Annotated in this window: 23 protein-coding genes; 6 read left to right on the top strand and 17 right to left on the bottom strand. The window is 73.0% G+C overall.

Features of this window, described 5'->3' with window-relative positions; genetic code table 11:
* Window positions 1–15: 15 nt before the first annotated feature.
* From KF837_34580 to KF837_34570, 3 genes are read right to left on the bottom strand one after another with little or no spacing between them, the layout of a single operon-like run.
* Entirely contained in the window at window positions 16–1,770 is a 1,755-nt protein-coding gene (locus KF837_34580) for a hypothetical protein (GenBank protein MBX3232504.1), read from the bottom strand.
* The gene (locus KF837_34575; protein ID MBX3232503.1) at window positions 1,767–2,798 is read right to left on the bottom strand and encodes a hypothetical protein; all 1,032 of its coding nucleotides are present in this window, start codon (window positions 2,796–2,798) and stop codon (window positions 1,767–1,769) included. Before KF837_34575 ends, KF837_34580 begins: the two co-directional genes overlap by 4 nt.
* Window positions 2,795–4,045 carry a hypothetical protein gene (locus KF837_34570; protein ID MBX3232502.1) on the bottom strand — a complete coding sequence of 417 codons (1,251 nt, stop codon included), beginning with the start codon at window positions 4,043–4,045 and terminating at the stop codon, window positions 2,795–2,797. The genes KF837_34575 and KF837_34570 overlap by 4 nt, the downstream gene beginning before the upstream one ends.
* 22 nt (window positions 4,046–4,067) lie before the next feature.
* Between KF837_34570 and KF837_34565 the strand changes: the two genes are divergently transcribed.
* Entirely contained in the window at window positions 4,068–4,646 is a 579-nt protein-coding gene (locus KF837_34565) for a NapC/NirT family cytochrome c (protein ID MBX3232501.1), read from the top strand.
* Window positions 4,643–4,867: a hypothetical protein gene (locus tag KF837_34560; GenBank protein ID MBX3232500.1), complete on the top strand. Its 225-nt coding sequence runs from the start codon at window positions 4,643–4,645 to the stop codon at window positions 4,865–4,867. Before KF837_34565 ends, KF837_34560 begins: the two co-directional genes overlap by 4 nt.
* Window positions 4,868–4,899: 32 nt before the next feature.
* Here KF837_34560 and KF837_34555 read toward each other — a convergent pair whose 3' ends face one another.
* The 4 genes from KF837_34555 to KF837_34540 are packed head-to-tail and all read right to left on the bottom strand — an operon-like array spanning window position 4,900 to window position 7,581.
* Complete coding sequence (locus KF837_34555) at window positions 4,900–5,883, bottom strand: SpoIIE family protein phosphatase (GenBank protein MBX3232499.1); 984 nt, start codon at window positions 5,881–5,883, stop codon at window positions 4,900–4,902.
* Entirely contained in the window at window positions 5,868–6,284 is a 417-nt protein-coding gene (locus KF837_34550) for an anti-sigma regulatory factor (protein MBX3232498.1), read from the bottom strand. Before KF837_34550 ends, KF837_34555 begins: the two co-directional genes overlap by 16 nt.
* On the bottom strand, window positions 6,284–6,658 hold the full coding sequence (locus KF837_34545; protein ID MBX3232497.1) for an STAS domain-containing protein: 375 nt from the start codon (window positions 6,656–6,658) through the stop codon (window positions 6,284–6,286). The genes KF837_34550 and KF837_34545 overlap by 1 nt, the downstream gene beginning before the upstream one ends.
* The gene (locus tag KF837_34540; protein MBX3232496.1) at window positions 6,658–7,581 is read right to left on the bottom strand and encodes an STAS domain-containing protein; all 924 of its coding nucleotides are present in this window, start codon (window positions 7,579–7,581) and stop codon (window positions 6,658–6,660) included. The genes KF837_34545 and KF837_34540 overlap by 1 nt, the downstream gene beginning before the upstream one ends.
* Window positions 7,582–7,633: 52 nt before the next feature.
* Here KF837_34540 and KF837_34535 point away from each other — a divergent pair, with 52 nt between their 5' ends.
* The gene (locus tag KF837_34535) at window positions 7,634–8,812 is read left to right on the top strand and encodes a HAMP domain-containing histidine kinase (protein MBX3232495.1); all 1,179 of its coding nucleotides are present in this window, start codon (window positions 7,634–7,636) and stop codon (window positions 8,810–8,812) included.
* 8 nt (window positions 8,813–8,820) lie between these two features.
* On the opposite strand, the gene KF837_34530 is transcribed toward KF837_34535, so the two are convergent.
* From KF837_34530 to KF837_34500, 7 genes are all read right to left on the bottom strand, one after another.
* Window positions 8,821–9,441, bottom strand: coding sequence for a universal stress protein (locus KF837_34530; GenBank protein ID MBX3232494.1), 621 nt, complete (start codon window positions 9,439–9,441; stop codon window positions 8,821–8,823).
* Between the two features lie 48 nt (window positions 9,442–9,489).
* Window positions 9,490–11,121: a dephospho-CoA kinase gene (locus KF837_34525; GenBank protein MBX3232493.1), complete on the bottom strand. Its 1,632-nt coding sequence runs from the start codon at window positions 11,119–11,121 to the stop codon at window positions 9,490–9,492.
* A 27-nt stretch (window positions 11,122–11,148) separates the two neighbouring features.
* A complete protein-coding gene (locus KF837_34520; protein MBX3232492.1) occupies window positions 11,149–12,519 on the bottom strand; it encodes a sigma-54-dependent Fis family transcriptional regulator in 1,371 nt (456 codons plus the stop codon).
* A complete protein-coding gene (locus tag KF837_34515) occupies window positions 12,516–14,060 on the bottom strand; it encodes a PAS domain-containing protein (GenBank protein MBX3232491.1) in 1,545 nt (514 codons plus the stop codon). Before KF837_34515 ends, KF837_34520 begins: the two co-directional genes overlap by 4 nt.
* A gap of 98 nt (window positions 14,061–14,158) precedes the next feature.
* Window positions 14,159–15,430, bottom strand: coding sequence for an HlyD family efflux transporter periplasmic adaptor subunit (locus KF837_34510; protein MBX3232490.1), 1,272 nt, complete (start codon window positions 15,428–15,430; stop codon window positions 14,159–14,161).
* Window positions 15,431–15,432: 2 nt separating this feature from the next.
* A complete protein-coding gene (locus KF837_34505; protein ID MBX3232489.1) occupies window positions 15,433–17,802 on the bottom strand; it encodes an ABC transporter permease in 2,370 nt (789 codons plus the stop codon).
* Window positions 17,799–18,506, bottom strand: a complete 708-nt coding sequence (locus tag KF837_34500) for an ABC transporter ATP-binding protein (protein MBX3232488.1) — start codon at window positions 18,504–18,506, stop codon at window positions 17,799–17,801. Before KF837_34500 ends, KF837_34505 begins: the two co-directional genes overlap by 4 nt.
* 114 nt (window positions 18,507–18,620) lie before the next feature.
* Here KF837_34500 and KF837_34495 point away from each other — a divergent pair, with 114 nt between their 5' ends.
* Window positions 18,621–18,857: a hypothetical protein gene (locus tag KF837_34495; GenBank protein MBX3232487.1), complete on the top strand. Its 237-nt coding sequence runs from the start codon at window positions 18,621–18,623 to the stop codon at window positions 18,855–18,857.
* A gap of 4 nt (window positions 18,858–18,861) precedes the next feature.
* Window positions 18,862–20,988 carry a cyclic nucleotide-binding domain-containing protein gene (locus KF837_34490; GenBank protein MBX3232486.1) on the top strand — a complete coding sequence of 709 codons (2,127 nt, stop codon included), beginning with the start codon at window positions 18,862–18,864 and terminating at the stop codon, window positions 20,986–20,988.
* A gap of 3 nt (window positions 20,989–20,991) precedes the next feature.
* Here the strand turns inward: KF837_34490 and KF837_34485 are convergent, their stop codons facing one another.
* From KF837_34485 to KF837_34475, 3 genes are read right to left on the bottom strand one after another with little or no spacing between them, the layout of a single operon-like run.
* Window positions 20,992–21,627 (bottom strand): CBS domain-containing protein, encoded by a 636-nt coding sequence (locus KF837_34485; GenBank protein MBX3232485.1) that lies wholly within the window; start codon window positions 21,625–21,627, stop codon window positions 20,992–20,994.
* Window positions 21,614–22,024: a CBS domain-containing protein gene (locus KF837_34480; protein MBX3232484.1), complete on the bottom strand. Its 411-nt coding sequence runs from the start codon at window positions 22,022–22,024 to the stop codon at window positions 21,614–21,616. The genes KF837_34485 and KF837_34480 overlap by 14 nt, the downstream gene beginning before the upstream one ends.
* Window positions 22,021–22,260, bottom strand: a complete 240-nt coding sequence (locus tag KF837_34475; GenBank protein MBX3232483.1) for a hypothetical protein — start codon at window positions 22,258–22,260, stop codon at window positions 22,021–22,023. Before KF837_34475 ends, KF837_34480 begins: the two co-directional genes overlap by 4 nt.
* A gap of 211 nt (window positions 22,261–22,471) precedes the next feature.
* Between KF837_34475 and KF837_34470 the strand changes: the two genes are divergently transcribed.
* Entirely contained in the window at window positions 22,472–22,855 is a 384-nt protein-coding gene (locus KF837_34470) for a CBS domain-containing protein (GenBank protein ID MBX3232482.1), read from the top strand.

Below are 22,855 nucleotides of genomic sequence, written 5' to 3'. Positions count from 1 at the left end.
GGGCTCGGACGCGCGTCACTGCCGGAAAAGGTGGCAGCCCTTGCAGACCTTCGCTTCGGGTTGATGGTCGCGGCGATCGGTGTGGCAGGTGCCGGTGCAGGTCGCGCGATCGGAGCGCGGGCCGCCGTGGGCGGTGTGGCAGCTCGTGCACGTCGCGTGGCCGGGCTTCGCGTGGAGGGCCACGCGCGTCGTGTTCGCGTGGCAGGTCGCGCAGGGCGGGGGCTCTGCAGGGCCCTTCGGGCCGTGCGGGCGGTGGCAGGAGGCGCAGCCCTGCGCGGTCGCGTGCGCGTGGGGTGCGTCCTTCTTGTTCGTGTGGCAGCTCGTGCACGTCGCGCGCGCGCCGAGCGAGCCGGAGTGCGCGTCGTGGCAGCTGGTGCACGCCGCGTGGCCTCGCGGCGCGCTCTGCGTCTCGGCCGCGTGGCAGCTCGCGCACGCGGGCTTCGCGATCGGCGTGTGCGCCGACCCGTGGCACTTCGCGCAGTCGGCGTGGCCCGGCCGCGCGGCGACGGCGGCGATCTTCGGCTCGTGGCACTTCGCGCAGAGCTTCGTCCCCTGCCCCGCGAGCCGGAACTCGTGCGGGGAGTGGCACTGTGTGCATAGTACACTTTTTGCACCGGCGACCGAGGAAGCGTGCGCCGCGCGGTCGTCCTTCATCGTCGTGTGGCACGACGAGCACGCCGCGGCGACGACCGGCGTCTTCGGGTGCGGCGCGTGGCAACCGATGCACGTCTTGCCGCCGGTGGCGGGGTGCTGGGGCGTCACCTTCGCGTGGCACGTCGTGCACGCCGCCTCGGGCCGGACGTCGGGGCGGTGCACGTCGTGGCATTGCGTGCATTGTTCATGTTTCGTGAGGACCGGCTTCTGCGCGTGGCAGCTCGTCGTGCACGCCGCCTTCGCGTTCGACGGCGTGTGCGGCGCGTGGCAGCCGGCGCACGCGGCGTGACCCGTCACCGCGCGCACGGCGACCTTCGCCGTATGGCAACCGTCGCATGCCTTTACCGCCTCCCGCCGCGCCGCGTGCGGCTCGTGGCAGGTGGTGCACGCGGCGTGCTTCTCGTGCGGCTTGGCGTGGCACGTGACGCACTTCGCGCCGGCCGCTTCCTTCGCGGTGTGCGGCGCGTGGCACGCCGAGCACACGTCGTGCGCCGCACCCGCGTCGGGCCCCGGCGTGGAGCGCGGCTCCTCCTTCGGGGCGGGCGTCGAGAGAAGCCCGACGTTGGGGACCTCGGGCGCGACCTCGAAGCGGCCGTGCCGGGCCGTCACCTGCGTGTGGCACGTCGTGCAGTCGGCGGGCACGACGCGCGTCTCGGCGTGGATGCGATGGCACTCCGTGCACGCGATCTCCACGCTCGCGTGCTGCGCGAGCGCGGGCGCGGCGGCGGAGCGATGCTCCTTCGCGTGACACGCGTTGCACGACGCCGGCGCGCGCATCCCGAACGCGTGGCAGTCGAGGCACGTCGTCGTCGCGTCGCCCTTGCCGTGGTGCCCGCGTTCGTCCTGCGGCGCGTGGCACTTCGCGCACACGCTCGCCGGCGCGGGCTTCGTCGCGCCGGCCTCCTCCGCCTGGTGGCACTCCGTGCACGCGATCTTCTTTTGTTGCACGTGGAGGACGTGCATCGGCGCGTCGCGCGCGGTGGTCCACGTCACCGGCACCTGCTCGACCGGCGAGCGTGGCTCGACGCGCTTGTCGAACACGTACACGAGGACCGCCGCGACGGCGGCGAGCGCCGCGAGCGCGAGGAGAACGAGCCGTGCGCGCCCGAGCTTCATGGCGCGTGGCACTGCCGGCAGGGCTGATCGCGCTGCGCGTCGAGGCTGCTCGCGAAGCCGGGGCCGTGCGGGTTGCCGCCCGGTCCGCCGACGCGGTGGCATCCGACGCAGAGCGCCTCGCCGGAGCCGCCATGACAGGTCGCGCAGGAGAGCGGGTTCATCCGCGCCGCGCGCCCGTGCTCGCCGCCGCGCGCGCGGACCCACCCCGGCGGATGCGGGCTCCGCCCCGTCCCCGCTGCGAGCTGACGGCCTTCGTGGCACTCGGCGCAGGAGGTGCCGCCGGTGTGGCACGTCGTGCAGAGGCCCGGGCTCGCGCGCGCCTCGTCGGCGTGGCGCTGCCGGAAGCCGGCGCGGTGCAAGCCGGTGAGCGACGGTCGATCGAACGCGAGGCGCCACGGCAGCACCGGCGCCGTGACGCCGTGGCAGCTCGCGCAGAACGGCTCGGCGTGGCAGGTCGCGCAGAGGTCGCGCGCCGACGCCGCGCGGATGCCGTGCTCGCGCACGAAGTCGCCCTCGTGGAACACGTGGCTCGACGGACGCGCGAGCTCGCGCGGCAGGTCGACGTGACACGCAGAGCACTCCCGGGTCTGCCATTGGTCCTTGTGCTCGTGGCAGCCGAAGCACTGCGCCATCGGCGGTCGCAGCGAGGCCTGCTCCGTCTTCCCCGCCGCCGCGTGGCACGGCACGCACTGCCCGCCGAGGGTGGGCACGTGCCGGTCGTGCGCGAAGCTGAGGTGCGTCCGCGCGAGCCGGACCTCCTCGCGCGTGCGGTGATCGCCGTGGCATCCGCTGCACGTCCGCGTGTCGTGGGGCCGCGTGTGGCAGCCGATGCAGGTCGCGGTCTCGGGGAGGTGGAGCGGGCCCTCGTCGCCGGCGCGGCCGACGCCGGCGTGGCACGTGAGGCAGTCGACGCCCGCGTTCGAGTGCGCGCGATGCTCGAACGGCCGCGCCATGTTGCGCGGCTTGATCCCGAGCACGCCCGCGCACGCGGCGAGGAGGCAGCACGAGGCCAGGAGCGCGAGCCTCACCGTCGACCTCCCGGCGGCGGCGCGCGATCGAACGCGTACGAGACGCGCGCGAGCGCGTGGAGCGAGGCGCGCTCGGTCGCCCCCGACGACGCCTCGACGCCGCTCGCGACCTCCCACCCCGAAGGCGACGACCACGCGATCGACGCGAGCGCCCACGGCCAGAGCGACGGACGCGTCCCCGGCTCGTCGGGGCGCACGAGCTCGAGCTCCGTCGCCGCGCGGAACGCCTGCGTGAGCGGCACCGACGCGAGCGCGCGGAGGCCGATCCACCGCGCGCCGTTGAAGTCGACGCGCCGCGCCTCGAGCCCGATCGTCCCCGCCCACGCGTCGTCGAGCGCGAGCGACGCGCGCCCGAACCCCTGCCCGCCGACCGCGCCGCCCTGCGTCTGCACGCTGCCCGAGCCGACGAGCTCGAGCCGCGGGAACGCGCGCCACCGCGCGGTCGGCCCCGCCGTCGTCGCAGGCACGTCGCCGAGGACCGAGAAGAGCGACGTCCGCGGGAGGAGCCGGCTCGGCTCGCGGTGCGTGACGAAGAGCTCCACGCGCACGTCGTCCTTCTGCGCGCTGACGGAGGCGAGCGCGTCGGCGATCCCCTCCGTGACGAGGTCGAACGACGCGCGCGCGGCGGCGGTCAGCCAGCGCGCCGGCGTGATCGCGAGGTCGGCGCCGGCCTCCTCTTGATCGAGCCCGCTCCGCGGACGCCGGACCGCGTACGACAGACCGAGCGTCCCGCGCTCGCCGAGCGACGCGCCGGCGCGGCCGCCCGCGGTCCACATGAACTCCTTCCACCCGAAGCCGGTCACGACCGGGACGCCCGCGAACGCCTCCAGCGTCGTGTCGCGGTACGGGCGCACGAGGCCGCGGACGCCGTCCACGTGCACCGGCCGCACCGCGCCCATCGTCACGATCTGGCGGCCGAGCCGCGCCTCGGAGCCGCTCCGCGCGTGGCGCGCGCGGACCGAGAGCGTCAGCACGTCGCCGCCCGTGTGCGTGCCGAGCCAGGTCACCGTCTCGGCGTCGAGCCACGGCTGGACCTGGTCTTCCCCGCGGAGGACGAGGAGGCCGACCGGCGAGCGCGTCTGGACGAGCGCGTCGCCGCGAAGACGCAGCTGCGCCGACGCCTGTCGCTCGGCGAGCGCAACTACGGTAACAGTGACGGCGGCGCCGATCTTGCTCCGGCGACGAGGACGAATGGGCACGTTCGCGGGGATTGGCTGGATCGGTTGGCTCGCGACCGCAAGCGCCATCGTCGCTGCGGTTCTGCTCGTCATGCATTTGGTACGCCGGCCGCCCCTCGACGGCGAGCAGGCCGGGAACGCGAAGCTGGTCCTGCTGCTGGGGCTCGGTGTCCTGCCGCTCATCTCCGCAGGATCGGCCAACGTCGCCGGCTTCCAGGCCACGCAGACACGCACGTTTTGCGGGTCCTGCCACGTGATGGAGCCTCACGCGCACGACTCGGAGGACCCGAAGAGCATGACGCTCGCCGCCGTCCACGGCCGAAACCACTCCTTCGGCGCCGACAATTGCTACGGCTGCCACAAGGACTACGGCATGTACGGGTACGTGATGACCAAGTTCGGCGGCATGCGCCACGTCTATTACTACCTGACCGAGTACCACAGCATGCCGCTCGAGGAATCGAACCACGACATCCGCATCCGGCGCCCGCTCCCGAACGAGAACTGCATGAGCTGCCACACGACGATGGCCCCGCGCTGGCAGTCGATCGGCGATCACGCGTCCTCGCTCGATCGCGTCCGCAGCGGCGAGGTCTCCTGCGCGAGCCCCGGCTGCCACGGCTACGCGCACCCGATGACGAAGATCGGCAAGGAGCTGCCGCTGCCGTGAAGCTCCCCCGCCTCCCCAGCACCGACAAGCTCGTACGCATCGCGTGCTGGCTCGGCCTCGTCGCGCTGCCGATGATGGTGCTCTCCGTCTTCGTCCCCACCGTCTGGCCCGTCCTCGTCGCGCTCTCGGTCGGCCAGGTGATCGGGACGCTCTCGTTCGTGCTCTATCTCGTCGCCGTCGCGAAAGACCTCGACGTCCTCAAGCGCCTCCGCCGTCGCTGACGCAGGATTTGCACCTCCGCGCAGCTCTTGCGTCAGCGCGCGACGAGGACCAGGCCGTCGTCGTTGTCGCGCCCGAAGCGCTCGAGGATGCGCTGGGCGATCGCGACGGGGTGCGCGCGGAGGAGCGGGTAGTCGTGCTCGATCGACAGCTTGGAGGTGAGCCCGTCGGTGGACATGACGATGACGTCGTCCGGCGCGAGCGCCGCCGTCTCGCCGCGCGGCTTCACCGGACCGGGCCGCCCCCCCACCACCGCCGAGGATCCGCCGAAGCGCCGCACCGAGCGCGGGGCCACGACCTGCACGTCGACGTTGCCGACCGAGGCGACCTCGAGCTCGGTCGCCGTCGCGCGAAGGGCCGCCATGACGACGCCGCGCGTCCCGACGAGCGCCTGGTGCGCGCCTTCGAGCAGCGTCGCCGGGGCGGCGCCCGCGTGCTCGACGAAGTAGCGCATCGCCGCGTCGGCCGCGGCGCGCGCGGCGGGTCCGTGCCCGAGGCCGTCGCAGACCGCGAGGACGAGCGCGTCGTCCGTCCGCACGAAGAGCGCGTGATCGCCGCTCACGTGCTCGCCGGGGTACGGCCGCCCGTAGACGCCGACCTCGCGCCGCCGCGGCACGTCCCGCTCGAGGACGCGCGCGATGAAGCACGTCCCCTCGAAGAGACGGACGTCGATGTCGACCTCCGACGCGAGGCGGCGCACGGAGCTGACCCCCACGCCGAGCGAGCCGCGGGGGCGCGGCGCGGCGTCGAGCGCGGCGGAGACGTCGGTGAGCCCGAGCCCGCGATCGACGGCGACGATCTCGATCCCGCGATCGATCGCGCGCACCGCGATCTCACCGAAGCGCGCGTGGCGGAGGTGGTTCCGCCCGAGCTCGCTCGCGACGAGGACGGCGCGGTCGACGAGCTCGTCGCGCGCCCCGAGCGCGCGGATCGCCTCCCGCACCAGCGTGAGCGAGGCCTCGTCGCGAACGTCGATGCCGCGGTCTCCGATCCACTGCTGCGTCAGAAGCGCTTCCACTTCGTGACCGTGACGCGAGTTCCGTGCCCGACCTTCGAGTCGAGCTCGAACTCGTCGACGAGGCGCTTGCTCCCGGAGAGCCCGAGCCCCATCGACCGCGCCGTGCTGTAGCCGCCGTTCATCACGCGCGGGATGTCGGGGATGCCGGGTCCTTTGTCCGAGAACGTCAGCCGGATCCCGGTGCGGAACCCGTCCGAGATCTCCTCCACCACCGCCTCGCCGCCCTTGCCGTGCACGAGCACGTTACGCCCGAGCTCGCTCGTCGCCGTCGTCACCGCGGCGATCGCGAACGTGTCGAACTTCCGCTGCTCGGCGAGCTCGCGCACGCGCCGCCGGAGGACGAGGACGTCGTCCTCGGTCGCGAGCCTGAAGTCCTGCGCGGTGACGATCTCGGGCGCCATCACGTCGTCCGGCGCGGGGGCACGACGTGCCCGAGGAGGGCGAGCCCGTCGTCGACGTCGAGCGCCGTCTTCACCCCCTCCATCGCGTAGCCCATCCGGATCAGCGTCGCCGACACCTCCGGCCGCATCCCCACCAGCACGGTCGAGGTCCCCATCAGCTTCGCCATCCGCCCCGTCTCGGCGACGATGCGCGCGACGTAGCTGTCGACCATGTCGAGGCCGCTGATGTCGATGACGAGCCCGGTCGACCCCGTCTTCTCGATCTTCTCGAGGACGTCCTCCTGGAAGGCCTCCGCGACCGCGTCCCGGAGCTCGATGTGCACGGTCGCGAGCAGCGTCGGACCGATCCGCATGATCGGGATCTGCCCGCGCATCAGGCCTGCTCCGTGATGCGCTTCCCGACGATGCCGAGCGCGAGCTCGATCCCGTCGCTGAGGCGGCTGACGGTGTGCATCGCCGAGATGTCGACGCCGAGCTGCACCATCGTGCGCGCGACCTGAGCCGTGATCCCGGTCAGGATCGTCTGCGCGCCGAGGAGCCGGACCGCCGCCGTCGTCTTGAGGAGGTGGTCGGCGACGCGAGTGTCGACGACGGGGACGCCGGCGATGTCGATGATGATGCACTTCGCCTGCGCCTCGACGATGTGGAGGAGCACGCTCTCCATCACCTGGTGCGCGCGATGGCTGTCGATCGCGCCGACGAGCGGCAGGAGCAGCACGCGCTCGTAGACGCGGATGACCGGCGTCGACAGCTCGCGGATCGCGGCCTGGTGGCGCCCGAGCGCCTCGAGGTTCGCCGCGATGTACGTGTCGATCGCGAGCGACATGTCGAAGAAGACGATCCGCTGCACGCTGCCGAACGCCTCGTCCACCTCGCTCTGCGAGCCGCCGAGCTCGCGCCGGAGCGCGGCGCGGATGAGATCGAGGTACTGCCGGTACGCGCCGAGGTACCACTTCGGCGCGAGGCCGATGCGCTCGTGCGCGGCGCCGACGCGGAGGCGGTCCTCGACGTAGGCGAGGTCGCAGCGGCCCTCGAACAGCCCGAGGAAGTAGTCGCTCTGGGTGCTCTTCACGCGGCGGATCGTGGCCTCGTCGCCGAAGAACGCCTTCGTCTCCGGGTGGCCGAGGAGGAGCGCGTAAAACTCCTCCACGATCCCTTTCGTGACCTTCTCGGCGAAGGGCCGCAGCGACGCGAGGCGCGCCAGGTCCGCGTCGGTGAGCTTGAAGAAGGCGCGCCGGCTCGCGACCTCGGCTTCATCGAGCTGGAGCACGGCCATGTACTTGCGGTGAGAGGACACTCGTTGCTCCTTTGCGCTTCGGCGGCGATCCGCTTTGGCATACCATGCTTGCGTGCAAGAGAGGGGCATCGTCACTCTCGGGCGATTCGCGCGAATCGTCTCCGACGCGTCCGGCAAGCACGACGTGCTGGCGCTCCTCGCCGACGCGCTCGCGGAGCACGTCGCGTGCGACGCGGTCGCGGTCTATTCGCTCGCCGCCGACGGCAAGCTGCGCCTCGCGGCGGCGCGCGGGGAGGGCGCCGCGGCCGAGATCGAGGTCGACCTCGAGGACGTCGGCGAGCTCGCGGAGCGCGTGCTCCGCGCGTGCGGCGACGACTACACCGGTCACGTCCAGCGCCCCCTCGTCGCCGGCGCCGCGCTCTACGGCGCGGTCGTGCTCCTCCGCAAGAGAGGTGGTGAGCCGAAGCTCGAGCTCGCGGACGGCCTCGTCGACCTCGCCGCGATGGCGCTCGGCACCGCCGCCCACGTCGAGCAGCTCGAGCGCCAGTTCGCCGAGCTCCGCGCGCAGCAGGAGATGCTCGCCCGCACCGAGAAGCTCCGCGCGCTGGGCCAGATGGCGGCCGGCATCTCGCACGACCTCAAGAACATCCTGAACCCCCTCTCGCTCCACCTCCAGGTCATCGCGATGGCGATGGACCGCGGGAAGACCGACGACGCGAAGTCGAGCATCGCCGAGATGAAGGGGACGCTCCAGCGCGGCGTCCAGACGATCGAGCGGCTCCGCGACTTCAGCCGCCAGCAGAAGGAGACGAAGGGCGAGCTCGTCGACCTCGACGCCCTCGCGCGCGAGGCCGCCGCGATCGGAAAGGCGCGCGCCGCGTCCGGCTCCGGGCGCGTCCCCCGCATCCGCGAAGAGCTCAGCGCGCCGCGGCAGGTCTGGGCGATCGGCGGCGAGATCGTGAGCGCGCTCGTGAACCTCGTCGTGAACGCGATCGACGCGATGGCGGGGGCGGAGAAGGCGGGGACGATCACGCTCCGGAGCGGCGAGGACGAGGGCGGCTCGTGGATCGAGGTCTCCGACGACGGACCGGGGATGCCGGCCGAGGTCGCGAAGCGCGTGTTCGAGCCCTTCTTCACGACGAAGGGTCAGGAGGGCACCGGCCTCGGGCTCGCGATGGTCTACGCGACGATGCAGCGCCACGGCGGGAGCGTGACGCTCGACACCGCGCCCGATCGCGGGACGACCTTCCGCCTCCGCCTGCCCGCGGCAAGCCCGCTGTCCGGTCGCTGACGCGGCGCTCACGCGCTGGGCCGGAGGAACATCGCGCCCGCGCCGTAGCCCTTCGCGAGGGCGTAGTGCACGCGGCCGTGGACGTGCCGCGTCGCGTGGCGCTCGCACCACAGCTTCTCGCCCCGCGTCGCGAACTGCACGTTCACGCAGTCGGGGCAGGGCGGCTCGATCTCCGGCCCCGCCGGCTCGGTCTCCTTCACGCGCGCGACGAGGACGGGGCAGCGCGCGTTCAGGAGGACCTTGTTCGAGACGGAGCCGAGCATGCGCCCGAGCCCCTTCTTCTCGTGCGTGCCCACGACGACGAGGTCCGCGTCGATGTCGGTCGCGATCTGGAGGATGCGCTCCGCCGGCGCCCCGATCCCGAGGTGGCCCACCACCTTCGCCGCCGTCACCGCGAGCGCGCGCTCGACCGCGCGATCGAGGTAGACGCGGCCGTCGGAGACGAGGTCGGTGATCGAGAGCGCCATCGCGTGCGGCGGCGGCCCCGGATCGACGACGTAGACGAGGTGCAGCTCCGCGCCGGGGACGATGCCTGCGAGCGAGCTCGCGGTGTGGATGACCTGATCGCTCGCCGCGCTCGGCTCGACGGCGGCGACGATGACGGTGCGAAGCGTGTTGGGCTGGGACATGATGACGTGACCTCCGATCGGAAGAGATGCAGTGAGCGTGCCTCCGCCTCAGGCGACGAGGCCGCGCGGCCACGCCTCGATCTCGCCGAGGACGCGCGCGAGTGGCGCGTCGAGTGAGCCGCTCGTGTCGACGACGATGTGCTCCCCGGGCGAGAGCTCCCGGATCGGCTCGAACGCGGCCGCGAACGCGTCGACGATGTCGGGCGTCGCGTCCGACGTGCTCGTGGCGGCGTCCCGCGCCGCCACCCGCGCCCGCGCGACGTCGGCCGGGACGCGGCACTCCACGAGCCGGAACGGAACGCCGTGCGCGATCGCGAGCTCGCGGGCGAGCGCGCGCGCCTCCGCGGTGCGGAAGCTGCCGTCGAGGATGACGGGGCGGCCCGAGCCGAGCACCGCCTGCGCGCGACGGTTCATCTCGGCGTAGACCTTCACGCTGAAGCTCGGGTCGTAGGCGCCCTGCCACGCGCCGGCGGTGGCGTGCTCCGTCGCCGCGATCCCGAGCATCTGCTTGCGCGTGCGGTCGGCCTCGACGACGGGCGCGCTCAGGTGCTCGGCGAGCCGCGCCGCGAGCGTGGTCTTCCCGCTCGCGATCCCGCCCGCGACGACGACGACGACGGGGTCGAGCGCGGTGCGGCGGTGCGCGGCCTGCGCGAGGACGAGGCACCGCCGCGCCTCCGCCGCCGCGGCCTCGCGCACCGGATCGGTGAGCTCCGCGCTCGTCGCGGCGGCGGCGTGGATCTTCGCGCGCACGCAGGCGCGGTAGCTCTCGTAGAAGTCGAGCACGCGGTAGAGGTCGTAGTCGCCGGCCTCCTCTGCGTACGTCGCGACGAAGCGCTCGGCGAGGTCGACGCGCCCGAGGCGGGCGAGGTCCATCGCGAGGAACGCCACGTCGGCAGAGACGTCTCCCCAGCGGTAGCGATCGTCGAACTCGATCGCGTCGATCACGTCGAAGTCGCCGCCGCGCACGAACACGTGCTCGAGGCGCAGGTCTCCGTGGCCGTCGCGGATCGCGCCCGCCTTCATCCGCTCGGTGAAGACGCCGCTGCTCTTGCGGACGAACGCGAGCTGCCAGGCCTCCACCTCCGCGAGGCCCTCCGGCGCGAGGAGCGCGCTCGCGGTCTCGCGGAGCGCGACGAAGTTCTCCTCGACGTGGCGCTCGACGAAGCCCGCCTCGCCGCAGCGGACGATGCGCGGCCCGGTCGGGGAGCCGGCGTGGAACCTCGCGATCATGCGCGCGAGCGCGTCGACGGTCGGCCCCTCGAGCCGCCCGTCCTGGAGGAGCACGTCCGCGCGCGTCGCCTCGTCGAGGCGCTTCATGCGGACCGCCCACTCGACGACGGGGCCGCCGCCCGCCGCGAGCGTGAAGCGGCCGTCGCGCCGGCGGCGGACGGGGATGACGCCGTGGTACGTCCGCGGCGCGAGCCGGCGGTTGACGCGGACCTCGTTGTGACACGCGCGCTCGCGCGCTTCGAACGAGGCGAAGTCCACGAACGGCAGCGTCACCGGCTTCTTGATCTTGTACGCGTCCCGGCCGAGGAGCACCCACGAGAGGTGCGTCTCGACGACGCGCACTTCCCGCGGATCCTCCGCAGCTCTTGCGTCCTGCTCGAGCTCGAGGCGGAGGTCGTCGACCATCCGCCGGCGGGTGTCCCATACGTCTTCGCGAAGAGCGGCCAACATGCCACCCCTCGAAGCATCGGGCGTGCCTTACTTGCGAAGCTCGCGCGCCGAGACGCCGTACTCGCTGAGGCGGTACTGGATCGTGCGGATGCTGATGTCGAGGACCTCGGCCGCGCGCGCGGTCGAGCCCTGGACCGCCTCGAGCGTGGAGAGGATCGCGTGACGCTCGATGTCCGCCATCGTCGAGCCCGGGATCCGCACCGTGCCGGTCGACGCCTGCGCGGCGGTGAACGGGAGGTCGTCCGCGTCGACGAAGGGGCCCTCCGTCATGACGACGGCGCGCTCGACCGCGTTCTCGAGCTCGCGCACGTTGCCGGGCCAGCGATGGGAGAGGATCTTCGAGCGCGCGGCGTTCGTGAAGCCGTCGATGTTCTTGTGGTTCTCGCGCGAGAAGCGGCGGAGGAAGTGCTCGGCGAGCGAGACGACGTCGCCGCCGCGGAGCCGGAGCGGCGGCATCTCCACCGCGACGACGTTGAGGCGGTAGAAGAGGTCCTCGCGGAAGCGCCCTTCCCGCACCTCGGTCGCGAGGTCCTTGTTCGTCGCGGCGAGGACGCGCACGTCGACCGGCATGGTCTGGCCGCTGCCGATGCGCTCGATCGTCTTCTCCTGGAGGACCTTCAGGAGCTTCACCTGCATGAGCGCGGGGATCTCGCCGATCTCGTCGAGGAACAAGGTCCCGCCGATCGCCTGCTCGAAGCGGCCGACGCGACGTTTGTCGGCGCCGGTGAACGCGCCCTTCTCGTGGCCGAACAGCTCCGCCTCGAGGAGCGTCTCCGGGATCGCCGCGCAGTGGAGCGAGACGAACGGCATCTTCGCGCGCGGCGAGAGCGCGTGGATCGCCTTCGCGAGCTCGCCCTTGCCGGTGCCGCTCTCGCCCGTGATCAGCACCGTCGCCTTCGACCCCGCGACCTGCCGCGCGACGCGATACACCTTCTGCATCACCGGGCTCGTGCCGAGGAGCCCCTGCAGCCCGTCGCCGTCGCGGTCGCGGAGCTGCCGCTTCAGGTTCTCCGACTCGACCTGGATCGCCCGGCGCTCGATCGCGCGATCGATCGCGAGCGAGAGCACGTCGAAGTCGATCGGCTTCGTGATGAAGTCGGCCGCCCCCTTTCGCATCGCCGCCACCGCGTTGTCGAGCTCGCCGAACGCGGTCGTGACGATGACAGGGAGGTCCTTGTCCTGCTCGCGGAGCTTCCCGAGGAGCGTCATGCCGTCCATGTTCGGCATCTTGAGATCGGTGACGACGACGTCGGGCGCGAACGAGCCGGCGATCTCGAGCGCCTGGACGCCGTCCTCCGCGGTCGTGACCTCGTAGTCGGACGTCTTGAGGAGCTTCTCGAGGCCGGTGCGCGCGGCGGGCTCGTCGTCCACGACGAGGATGCGTCCCTTGATCGTCATTGCTGCGTTCCTTGGCGGGTGAGCGGAAGCTTTAGCCGAAACCGGGTCGATCCGGGACGGCTGTCGACATCGACCGCGCCTTCGTGCTCCGACACGATCCGGTGGACGATGGCGAGGCCGAGCCCGGTACCGTCCGGCTTGGTCGAGTAAAAAGCGTCGAAAATCGGGGCGTTCGCGTCGCCGAGGCCGGGACCGTCGTCCTCGACCTCGATCCACGCGTGCCGCGGCTCGCGCCGCAGCCGCACGGTCACCCGGCCGCCGCTCGCGCGAAGCGCCTCGATCGCGTTGTCGAGGAGGTGGCCGATCACCTGCTCGAGCCGCGGCCCGTCAGCATCGAGGACGACCTCGTTCGTGGGGAAATCGGTCGCGAGCGCGACGCCGGCGGCGGCCGCGTCCGCCGCTCGCTCCTGGATCGCGCGCTCGCACACGCGGCGGGCTTCCACCGGCGCGAAGGCGAGCGCCTTCGGCCGCGCGAACTCGAGGAAATCGGTGACGAGCGCGGCGAGGCGGCGCAGCTCACCGCCCACGGTGCGCACGGCGTCGACCGCCTCCGCCGTGCCTGACTTCGTCAGCGCGCGCTCGAGGAACGCGAGGTGAAGGCTCGCGCCGTTGAGCGGGTTCCGGATCTCGTGCGCGAGGCCCGCCACGAGCGTCCCTGCGGCAGCGAGGCGCAGCCGGCGGTTCTCCTGCTCCCGGCGCTCATCCTCCTCTGTTACGTCGGCGCCGAAGCCGACGAGCCCGCCGCGATCGCGTGACGCGGTGGACATGCGGAAGCGCACCACGCGCCGCTTCCCTGCCCGCGTGCGGAGCGGGACGTCGACGAGCGCGCCCGCCGCGAGCTTCGGCGCGATCTCGGCGCGGCGGTCCTCGGCGACGAGGAGGTCGACGAAGGAGCGACCGAGCAGCTCGTCGCGCGCCCACCCGGTCGCCTGCTCGGTGGCGCCGTTCACGAGCGTGATCGTGCCGTCGGTCGCGAGGCCGACGACGAGGACGGGCGCGCGCTCGAGCACGTGGAGCTGATCGCCGTCGCCGGCTGGAAGCTGCGCGGCGCGATCGACGCGGGCGAGGACGTGCTCGTGATGGCTGTCGAGCATCAGCGCGAGCTCGACGTCGAGGAGCCGGCACAGCGCGTCCCGCGTCGCGGCCGCGTCGGCGTGACGATCGATCAGCGCGGTGAGCGACGAGCGGAGGACCGCCATCGCCGCGACGACGTAGCGCTGCGGGAGGCCGACCCGCACGTGGGCCTGGCCGATCCGCTCGATGCGCGCGAAGTAGGCGTCGTCGTAGACGCCGCCGAAGACGCCCTCGAGCCAGGCGACGAGCGAGCGCTGGAGGCGCGCGATCTGGTCCTCGCCGGAGAACACCGCGTGCGCGCCCTCGTGCTCGCGCAGCCGCTCGTAGAACTCCTGCGCGAGGCGGACGAAGGCGGGCGCGACGTGCGGCCGGACGGCGGCGAGACGACGCGCGTCGTCCTCGCTGAAGCGGACGTACCGCATCAGCTCCGCGTGGATCGGCTCGGGCTCGGTCGTGCTGAGGCTCAACGGGGGCTCCCGAAGCAGCAGTCGTGCCGTCCGCTCCTCGGGCCCATCACGCCCCCGATGAAAGCGCAGTTCTTGCGCGGCCGCGCAACAATCGCGCCCTACGGCGTCGTCACGCGCACGCCCTCGCGGACGCGCTCGCTCGGATGGACGACCACGACCGCGCCGTCCGCGATGCCCTCCGCGATCTCGACGTTCGCCTCGCCGCGCGCCCCGAGCGTCACCTTCACCCGGCGCGCTCGGTCGCCCTCGACGACCCACACCGCCCAGCCGCCGTCGTGCCGGAAGACCGAGCCGAGCGGGACGTGGTGGACCCCGCGCTTCTCCTCGATCACGATCCGCGTCTCGACGCGGAAGCCGTCGCCGAGCGTGCTCCACCGCTCGCGCGGCTCGTCGAGGTCGATCACGATCGGGACGCGCTGCTCCTCGACCCCGAGCGCGGAGAGCCGCGTCGTCCCGGCCGGTTCGACGCGCCGGACCTCCGCGCGGAGGTCGGGGCCGCCCCAGCGCTCGACGATCACGGCCGCGCCGGGGCGGATGCGCACCGCGTCCGCGCTGAGCACCTCGGTCACGATCTCGAGCGCGGCGGGCTCGCCGATCTCGACGAGCGCCGTCCCCGGCTGGACCGGCCCCGCGCTCTCCATGAGGACGCGGAGGATCTTCCCCGTCGCCGGAGCCGGGACGTCGAAGCCCTCGCTCGCGCCGGCGGAAGAGACGCGCGCGAGGGCGGCGCGCGCCATCGCCTCCTCGTGCGCCGCCATCTGCGCGGCGAACCGCGCCGACGCGAGCTCCTCCGATCGCAAGCGCATCTCCAGCGTCGCGCGCGTCACCGCCTCCTCCGCGATGCTGCCGCCCTCGAAGAGGCGGCGCGTCCGCGCGAGGTCGTCGGTGGCGTGGCTCGCCGCCGCCTCGGCGCGTCCGACGGCCGCCTTCGCCTGGCGCTCCCCCGCGGCGGCGGCGGCGGCGCGCGAAGCGGCCTCCACGCGCGTGCGCGGATCGAGGAGCGGCGACTCGAGCGGGGTGATGCGCGCGAGGACGGAGCCCGCCGTCACCTGGTCGCCGGGGCGGAGCTCGATGCGGACGAGGTTCCCCGCGAGCGGCGCGGCGACGACGTAGCGATCGCGGACGCGCGTGCGCGCGAGCTCCTCGACCGTGACCACGAGGTCGCCGCGGGCGACGCGGACGGTGTCGACCGGGACCGGCTTCGGCACGAACGACCAGCCGAGGGCGGCCGCGGCCGCGACGCCGGCGGCGCCCCAGAGGCCGCGGCGGAGCCAGCGGCGCGACGTGCGCTTGGGTGCACGGCTCGGCGCGTCGAGGGTACGCACCACGCTCGGCGTCGCTTCCTTGGCCCTCGAGATGACGTTCGACATGTTCATTCCCTCGCCTTCAAGACGGACACGAGATCCAGCTGGTCGACCCTTCGCCGCACGACGAGCGCGCTCGCGGCCGCTGCCGCCACGGTGATGAGCGTCGCGAACGCGTACGTCGCGAGCGAGACGTGGACCGGCATCCGGTAGCTCTCGGGATCGGCCGTCGCCGCGATCGCGCCGACGAGCACCTGGCCCGCGCGCCAGCCGAGCGGGACCCCGAGGACGACGTACACCCCGAGCTCGCCGAGGAGCATCGCGGAGACCTCCGCGCGCGTGAAGCCGAGCACGCGCAGCGACGCGAGGTCGCGCGACCGCGTCGAGAGCGCGATCCGCGCCTGGTTGTAGACGACGCCGAACGCGATCGTGGCGCCCATCAGGGTGAGGATCGTCGTCGTCACCGCCATGTGGTCCGCCTGATCGTGGAACTGGGTGACGACGTCCTTCCGCCGCGCGATCGACACGACGTGCGGGAGCTCGGCGAGGCGCTGGAGGAGCCGGTCCTCCTCTGGAGGGTCGACGGTGAGGAGGACGGAGGACACGTTGCCCTCCTCGCCGGCGAGGCGGCGCACGGTCTCTCGCGACGCGTGGACGTTGAGGCCGAACATCTCGTCGATGCGCGCCGCGACGACCGCGCGCACGACGCGGCGATCGCCCTCGAGCAGCTCGAGCTCCACCGCGTCGCCGGGCGCGATCGCGAGGATCTCGGCGAGCTTGTCGTTCACCACCACGCCGGCGAGCGGCGGCTCGAAGGGCTCCATCGGCCAGCGCGGCAGGGCGCGGAGCGAAGGCGCCTCCGCGCTCGATCCGTGCGCGACGAGCGCGACGTCGCGATGGAGGTGTCCGGCGCGGACGCGGACCGGCACCACGCGCCGGCCCTCCGCGACGATCACGCCCGGCAGCGCCGCGATCTCGCCGCGCACGCTCGCGGGGAGCGGGCGGTCGAACGTGACCTCGAGGTCGTCGTGCTGCGCGCGATCGAACAACGTGTCGAAGAGGAGGCTCACCGCGTCTTCGCCGAAGCGGCCGGAGACCACAGTCGCGGTCGCGAGCGCGATCGCGACGACGGAGAGCGCGGCGCGAAGCGGGCGCCGGACGAGCTCGCGGAGGACCATCCGCGAGGGCGGACCGAAGAGCCGCGCGAGGCCGAGCGCCTCGAGCCAGGGGCGGCGGTAGCGCGCGGGCGCCTCCGGCAGCATCGCCTCCGCGGGCGGGATGCGGACCGCGCTCCGGATCGCGAGGAAGGCCCCCGCGGCGCCGACCGCGACGCTGATCGCGCTCGCGAGCGCGGCGGTCTGCACGTCGAGACGGAACGCGAGCGCGGGGAAGCGGAAGAACGGGCGATAGAGCGAGATCATCCCGCGCCCGAGGAGCTCGCCGAGCGCGACGCCGAGGAGCGCACCGCCGAGCAGCATCGCGAGGACGAGCTCCAGGTAGTGCGCCGCGATCTCGCGGTCGGTGTACCCGAGCGCCTTCAGCGTCGCGATCTGCGCGCGCTGGAGCGACAACGTCCGGACGAGCACGACGTTGATCAGGAACGCCGCGACGCCGAGGAAGATCGCGGGCGCGACGACGGCGTACGACGAGAGCTGCTCGAGCTCGCCGTCGAGCACGTGGTTCGAGACCTGGCGCGCGCGGCCGTGCGCGGCGAAGACGCCGTACGGGCGCAGCACCTCGCGGACGCCGGCGACGACCGCGGTCTCGTTCGCGCCGGGCTGGAGCGCGAGGGTGACGTCGTTGAAGCTCGCGTCCATCCGGAAGGCGGCCGCCACCGCGCGCTCGTCCATCCAGAGGACGCCGAAGCGCTTCGGATCGCTCATCATCCCGCCCGGCCCGACCGCGAAGACGTACTCCGGCGACATCGCGACGCCGACGACGCGGAGCTGCCGCTTCGTCCCGCCGATCACGGCGTCGAGCGTCGTGCCCGGCGTGAGCTCATGCGCGATCGCGAACGACTCGAGGAGCATGACCTCGTCGTCGCGCCCGGGCTCGATCCAGCGTCCGGCGCGGAGGCGCGGCGCGGCGATCGGCGGCTCGCCGTGCGAAGGCAGGCTCACGATCCGCCCGACCGAGGGCATCACCGCGCCCTCCATCGGGAGGAGGACGTCCTTCACGATCCGGGTGTGCACGCGCGCGACGCCCTCGACGAGCTCGAGGCGCGGGACGAGCGACGACGGCGCGCGCTCGACCGACGCGAACACGTCGCCGAACCGCTGCTCCGCGTAGAACGCGTCCCGCTCGCGCAGGATGCTCGCGTACGCGCCGCGCATCGCGACGAACGACGCGACGCCGCACGCGAGGACGAGCGCGATCGTCGCCGCCTGCGCCCAGATCCGGCGGAGGTCGCCGAGGAGCTTGCGCTCGAGCGCCTTCACCACGCCACCTCCACCGCGCGCACCGGCCGCCGGTTCGTCTCCGTGCGCGCGATGAGCCCGCCCGACATCGTCACGACCCGGTGCGCGATCGCCGCGATCGGCGCGTTGTGCGTGATGAGCGCGGTCGCGGTGCCGAGCTCCTGGTTCACGCGCTCCAGCACCTCGAGGACGACGCGACCGGTCTTGAAGTCGAGCGCGCCGGTGGGCTCGTCGCAGAGCAGGATCTGCGGGCGCTTCGCGATCGCGCGCGCGATCGCGACGCGCTGCTGCTCGCCGCCGGAGAGCTGGGAGGGGAAGTGATCGGCGCGGTCGCCGAGGCCGACGAGCTCGAGCGCGAAGTCGGGCTCGAGCGGATCGGCGGCGATGTCGGTCACGAGCGCGACGTTCTCGCGCGCGGTGAGGCTCGGGATCAGGTTGTAGAACTGGAACACGAACCCGACGTGCTCGCGCCGGTAGCTCGTGAGCAGCGCGTCGTCGGCGTGGGTGAGCTCCTCGCCGCGGTACCAGACCTCGCCCGCGGTCGGGACGTCGAGGCCGCCGAGGATGTTGAGGAGCGTCGACTTCCCGCTCCCGGAGGCGCCGAGGAGGGCGACGAGCTCGCCTTCGCGGAGCTCGAAGTCGACCCCGCGCAGCGCGACGACGTCGACCTCGCCCATGCGATACACCTTCGTCACGCCGCGGGCTTCGAGGAGGGACGCCGGCATGCCCACCGGCGAGCACCCGCCGTGCCGGCGCAAGGCGTGCACGCGACGCAGGGGCTGCGGCCGGCCGCGCGCTTGCATCGGCGCGTCCGCAGAATCCGCAGAAGGAGCACGATCATGGAAACCGAATTTCGGAAGGAAGTGGACAAGGCGCTCGACGACCTCGAGCAGCTCGCCGACGAGGTCCGGGTGAAGCTTCACCTCGCCGAGCTCGACGCGCGCGACGCCTGGAGCCTGAAGCTCGAGCCGCGCCTCTTCGAAGCGCGCATGCACGCGCGCGAGGCGACCGCGGCGTCGAAGGCGGCGATCGAAGCGACGGCGAAGGCCTTCCGCGACTTCGTCGACACGATCTGAAGCGATGATCACGCCGCATCCGCTCGTCTACGGCAAGCGACTCGAGGACGTCGACGTCCTCGCGCGCGCGCGGCTCCTCGCGGGCCTCGGCATGCGCGACGTCGGCACCTTCCTCGATCTGCTCGATCAGGTCGCGCTCGCGCCCGGGACGACGGTGTTCCGCGAGGGGGACGCCGGCGAGATGATGTACTTCGTCCTCGAAGGCACGGGCCGCATCGGACGCGGCGGGCTCGACCTCCGCACGATCGGTCCGGGCGATCACTTCGGCGAGCTCGCCCTCCTCGGCGAGCAGCCGCGCGCGACCACGGTCGCGGCGGACACCACGATGCGGCTCGCCCGGCTCTCGCGCTCTCGCTACCGGTCGCTCGCGCTGAGCCACGCCCGCGTCGCGCTCCACTTCACGCAGGCGCTCGCGCGCGTCCTCGGCGACGACCTCGCCGCGATGACGGACTCCGCCGCGCTCCTCGCGCACCCGCGCTCCTCGCCGCGCAAGCTCGCGGTCCGCGTCGTGCGCGGCGGCGAGCTGCTCGTCGTCGCGACCGGCACGCTCGCGGGCACGCTGCTCCCCGAGACCGACCACGCCGCGCCGGTCGTCGGAGCGACGTTCAATCGGCTCGAGATCGGGCTCGAGACGCCGCTCGTCGCCGACGGCGAGCTCGCGCCGCTCACGCTCGCGTCGCCGGAGGGGCGCGCGATCCACGCGCGCAGCGTCGCGCTGCTCGTGCTCGAAGCGGCGCGCCGCGTCGCGCCCGCCCTCGCGATCCGTACGAGCGCGGTGCTGGAGGACGCGTGCGTGCTCGCGCTGCCGGCCGACGTCGATCACGCGCGCGTGGCGGCGGCGATCGAGGCGGAGGCGAAGCGGCTGATCGCGGAGGACGTCCCTCTGCGCGAGGAGATCTGGTCGCTCGACGAGGCGCGGGCGGAGCTCCCCGAGCGCGAGATCTCGCGCGCCCTCCTCGCGAGCCGGCACGCGCCCGCGGTCGCGGTCGGTCGCTGCGGCGAGACCTACGCGCTCGCGACCGGACCGCTCGTCCCGCGCGCGAGCCGCCTCGGCCCCTTCACGCTCGCGCCGCACGCGGACGGCCTCCTCCTCCACCTCCCGAGCCACGACGCTCACCTGCCCGCGCGCGCGATCCCTCGTCATGGCGGCGAGATGGCGATCGCGTCGCGGCGGTGGCTCGCGGGGCTCGGCATCGACAGCGTCGGCGCGTTCGACGCGCGCTGCGTCGCGGGCGGAGTGCCCGAGCTGATCCGCGTCGCGGAGGGCTTCCACGAGAAGTGGGTGGCGCGCCTCGCCGAGCAGATCACGCGCCGCCGCGGGACGGTCCGCGTCGTCGCGGTCGCGGGCCCCTCGTCGTCGGGGAAGACGACGTTCATCAAGCGCCTCGTCGTCCAGCTCCTCGTCGAGGGGATGCGCCCGCACGCGCTCTCGCTCGACGACTACTTCGTGGATCGCGAGCGCACCGTGCGCGACGAGGACGGCGAGCTCGACTTCGAGGCGATCGAGGCGATCGACGGCGACCTCCTCCGCGCCCACGTCCGGCGCGTCCTCGCCGGCGAGGCCGTGACGACCGCGCGCTACGACTTCGTCGCCGGCACGAGCGCCCCCGCCGGCGGCCCGACCTTGCGCCTCGCGGGCGACGACGTCCTCCTCGTCGAGGGGATCCACGGCCTCCATCCCGACCTCTTCGCCGGCGTGGCGCCGCCGGAGGCCGTGCACCGGATCTTCATCCACCCCGCGCAGACGACGCCGCTCGATCGCGTGAACGTCGTGACGCCGGAGGACATCCGGCTCCTCCGCCGCATCGTGCGCGACCGCCACCAGCGCAACTACACCGCCGCGGCGACGATCGCGCGCTGGCCGTCGGTCCGCCGCGGCGATCTCGTTCACGTGTTCCCGCGCCTCGCCGGCGCGGACGCGGTCTTCGACTCGTCGCTCCCGTACGAGGCGAGCGTGCTCAAGGTCTTCGCCGAGCGCTACCTGCTCGAGGTCCCGCCCTCCGATCCGGCGTTCACGACCGCGCATCGCCTCCGCTGCCTGCTCGACGAGTACGTCGCGATCCATCCGGACCACGTCCCGCCGACCTCGGTCATCCGCGAGTTCATCGGCGGGAGCGGCTTCGAGTACTGACGATCAGCTGCGCCGCGCGACGTAGCCGAGCTGCGCGGCGACCCAGCGGAGGACGTCGAGCGCGTGGCACATGCCGACGACGGTGCCGTCCAGCTTCACGACCGGGACCTCGCCGACGTCCTCCTGCGCGAGGAGCGACACCGCGTACGGGAGCGGCGCCTCGTACGGCAGCGCGTGCGCGGACGGGGTCATGACGTCTTTGACGGTGCCCTCCGCCGAGACAAGGTCCGAACGCGACACCAGCCCTTGGAGCTTCCCCTCGTCGTCGACGACCGGGAGCGTGCGGGCGACGCCGTTCGCGAAGAGCTCGCGCACACGCTCGAGCGGGACCTCGGGTGTCACGCACGTCGCGACCGGCGCGATGACGTCGAACACCTTGGTCCGGGCCGCGATCTCGGCGAAGTCCGCGCGCGGATCGAGCGGCGGCTCGTCGTCGCCGACCACGCAGCCGACCTCGCCGCCGGAGGTCGGCCCCCACTCGAGCGAGCGCATCCGCATGCAGCCCGCGCACGTGTGCGCGTCGATCGCCTGATGCGTGCGTGGACACACGACGAACGGACGCAACGTCTCGTGCGCGGGAGCGATCGTGGTGCAGAGCCGGAGCGGGATGATCCGCTCCTTCATCTCACGCGAGGCCATCGGCCAGCTGCCTCACCGCGTCGGTGACGGTGAAGACGCCGACGACGCGATCGCGATCGACGACGACGGCGCAGCCGTACTTCTTCTCCGCCATGACCGCCGCGACGTCGCACAAGGCCGCGTCCGGCGCGGTCGTGTAGACGTCCGACGTCATGGCGTCGGCGATCACGTCGATGTCGACGTCGACGCCGGCCATGCTCTCCACGAAGTAGAGGTCGCGCTGGGAGAGGACGCCGACGAGCTTGCCCGCGCGGAGCACGGGGAGGTGGCGGAGGGCGTTGTCCTTCATCTTCCGGTGCGCGACGGAGAGCTTCTGATCGCTCCCGATCGTGTACGGAGCGGGCGTCATCACCTCGCCGATCGTGATCCGGCGCGAGCGCGCGGCGGCGGCGCTCACGACGCCCTCTCGTCGGAGCGGACCACGTCCGACGACAGCCAGAGGAGGAGGAGCGGCACCAGCACCGAGGCCCCGACCACGAAGGCGCCGATCGCGCCGAAGGTCGCGATGAACGCGAGGGAGAACGCGGCGACGGCGGCGGTGATGATCGAGGCCTGGAGGCGGCGGGCCTGCGCCGGCGCGGGCAGGGTGGAGGCGGATCGCCGGGCGGACGAGAGGGCATGGGTGTTCGTCATGTGCGCCAGACCTGCGAGGCGCGTGCCGCGCAGACGCCGCGTCCGTCGCGCACGCTTTGCGCGTGGACGGCGGGGGCGGGACGGCGACGGCGGGACGGCGACGGCGGGACGAGGATCGCCCCGCGGCAGGCGAACCGGATGCGCGGGTGCACGCCCTGCAGAGGACGCGCACCGCTTGCGCGTGGCCTGCGTGTTGCTCGAACGGCGGACCATGAAAGCCCGCGTCGCCGACATCATGAACCCAAAGCTGCTCTACGTCCGTGAGGGCGACCGCCTGGCGATGGTCCGCTCGAAGATCCTCGCGTTCGGCGTCACCGCCGTCCCCGTCCTCGACGAGGACCACCGCCCCGTCGGCGTCGTCTCGCTCCGCGACTTCGACCGCGACGGCGAGGTCGAGCCGAGCTCGCCGGTGCGCGTGGTCCGCGGCGACATGACGGTCACGGAGGGCGCCCGCGTCCTCGCCGACTCCGGCATGCACCACCTCGTCGTCGTCGACGACCGCGGCGTCGCGATCGGAATGGTCTCCGCCGTCGACTTCCTCCGCGCGCTCGTCGGCGCGCCGCCCTCTCACCCCGCCGCGTTCGCCGCGTTTTGA

Origin of the sequence: Labilithrix sp., from assembly GCA_019637155.1 — a bacterium.
GTDB lineage: Bacteria > Myxococcota_A > Polyangia > Polyangiales > Polyangiaceae > Labilithrix.
This window is presented reverse-complemented; position numbering and strand designations above follow the sequence as displayed.

Bases quoted from the DNA above. Each gene is read 5' to 3' on its own strand.
- KF837_34475 (MBX3232483.1), bottom strand. From the start codon at position 22,260: ATGACGAACACCCATGCCCTCTCGTCCGCCCGGCGATCCGCCTCCACC.
- KF837_34570 (MBX3232502.1), bottom strand. From the start codon at position 4,045: ATGGCGCTTGCGGTCGCGAGCCAACCGATCCAGCCAATCCCCGCGAAC.
- KF837_34510 (MBX3232490.1), bottom strand. From the start codon at position 15,430: ATGTCGAACGTCATCTCGAGGGCCAAGGAAGCGACGCCGAGCGTGGTG.
- KF837_34565 (MBX3232501.1), top strand. From the start codon at position 4,068: ATGCATTTGGTACGCCGGCCGCCCCTCGACGGCGAGCAGGCCGGGAAC.
- KF837_34520 (MBX3232492.1), bottom strand. From the start codon at position 12,519: ATGACGATCAAGGGACGCATCCTCGTCGTGGACGACGAGCCCGCCGCG.
- KF837_34500 (MBX3232488.1), bottom strand. From the start codon at position 18,506: ATGCCGGCGTCCCTCCTCGAAGCCCGCGGCGTGACGAAGGTGTATCGC.
- KF837_34470 (MBX3232482.1), top strand. From the start codon at position 22,472: ATGAAAGCCCGCGTCGCCGACATCATGAACCCAAAGCTGCTCTACGTC.
- KF837_34525 (MBX3232493.1), bottom strand. From the start codon at position 11,121: ATGTTGGCCGCTCTTCGCGAAGACGTATGGGACACCCGCCGGCGGATG.
- KF837_34580 (MBX3232504.1), bottom strand. From the start codon at position 1,770: ATGAAGCTCGGGCGCGCACGGCTCGTTCTCCTCGCGCTCGCGGCGCTC.
- KF837_34545 (MBX3232497.1), bottom strand. From the start codon at position 6,658: ATGCGCGGGCAGATCCCGATCATGCGGATCGGTCCGACGCTGCTCGCG.
- KF837_34495 (MBX3232487.1), top strand. From the start codon at position 18,621: ATGGAAACCGAATTTCGGAAGGAAGTGGACAAGGCGCTCGACGACCTC.
- KF837_34530 (MBX3232494.1), bottom strand. From the start codon at position 9,441: ATGTCCCAGCCCAACACGCTTCGCACCGTCATCGTCGCCGCCGTCGAG.
- KF837_34550 (MBX3232498.1), bottom strand. From the start codon at position 6,284: ATGGCGCCCGAGATCGTCACCGCGCAGGACTTCAGGCTCGCGACCGAG.
- KF837_34485 (MBX3232485.1), bottom strand. From the start codon at position 21,627: ATGGCCTCGCGTGAGATGAAGGAGCGGATCATCCCGCTCCGGCTCTGC.
- KF837_34490 (MBX3232486.1), top strand. From the start codon at position 18,862: ATGATCACGCCGCATCCGCTCGTCTACGGCAAGCGACTCGAGGACGTC.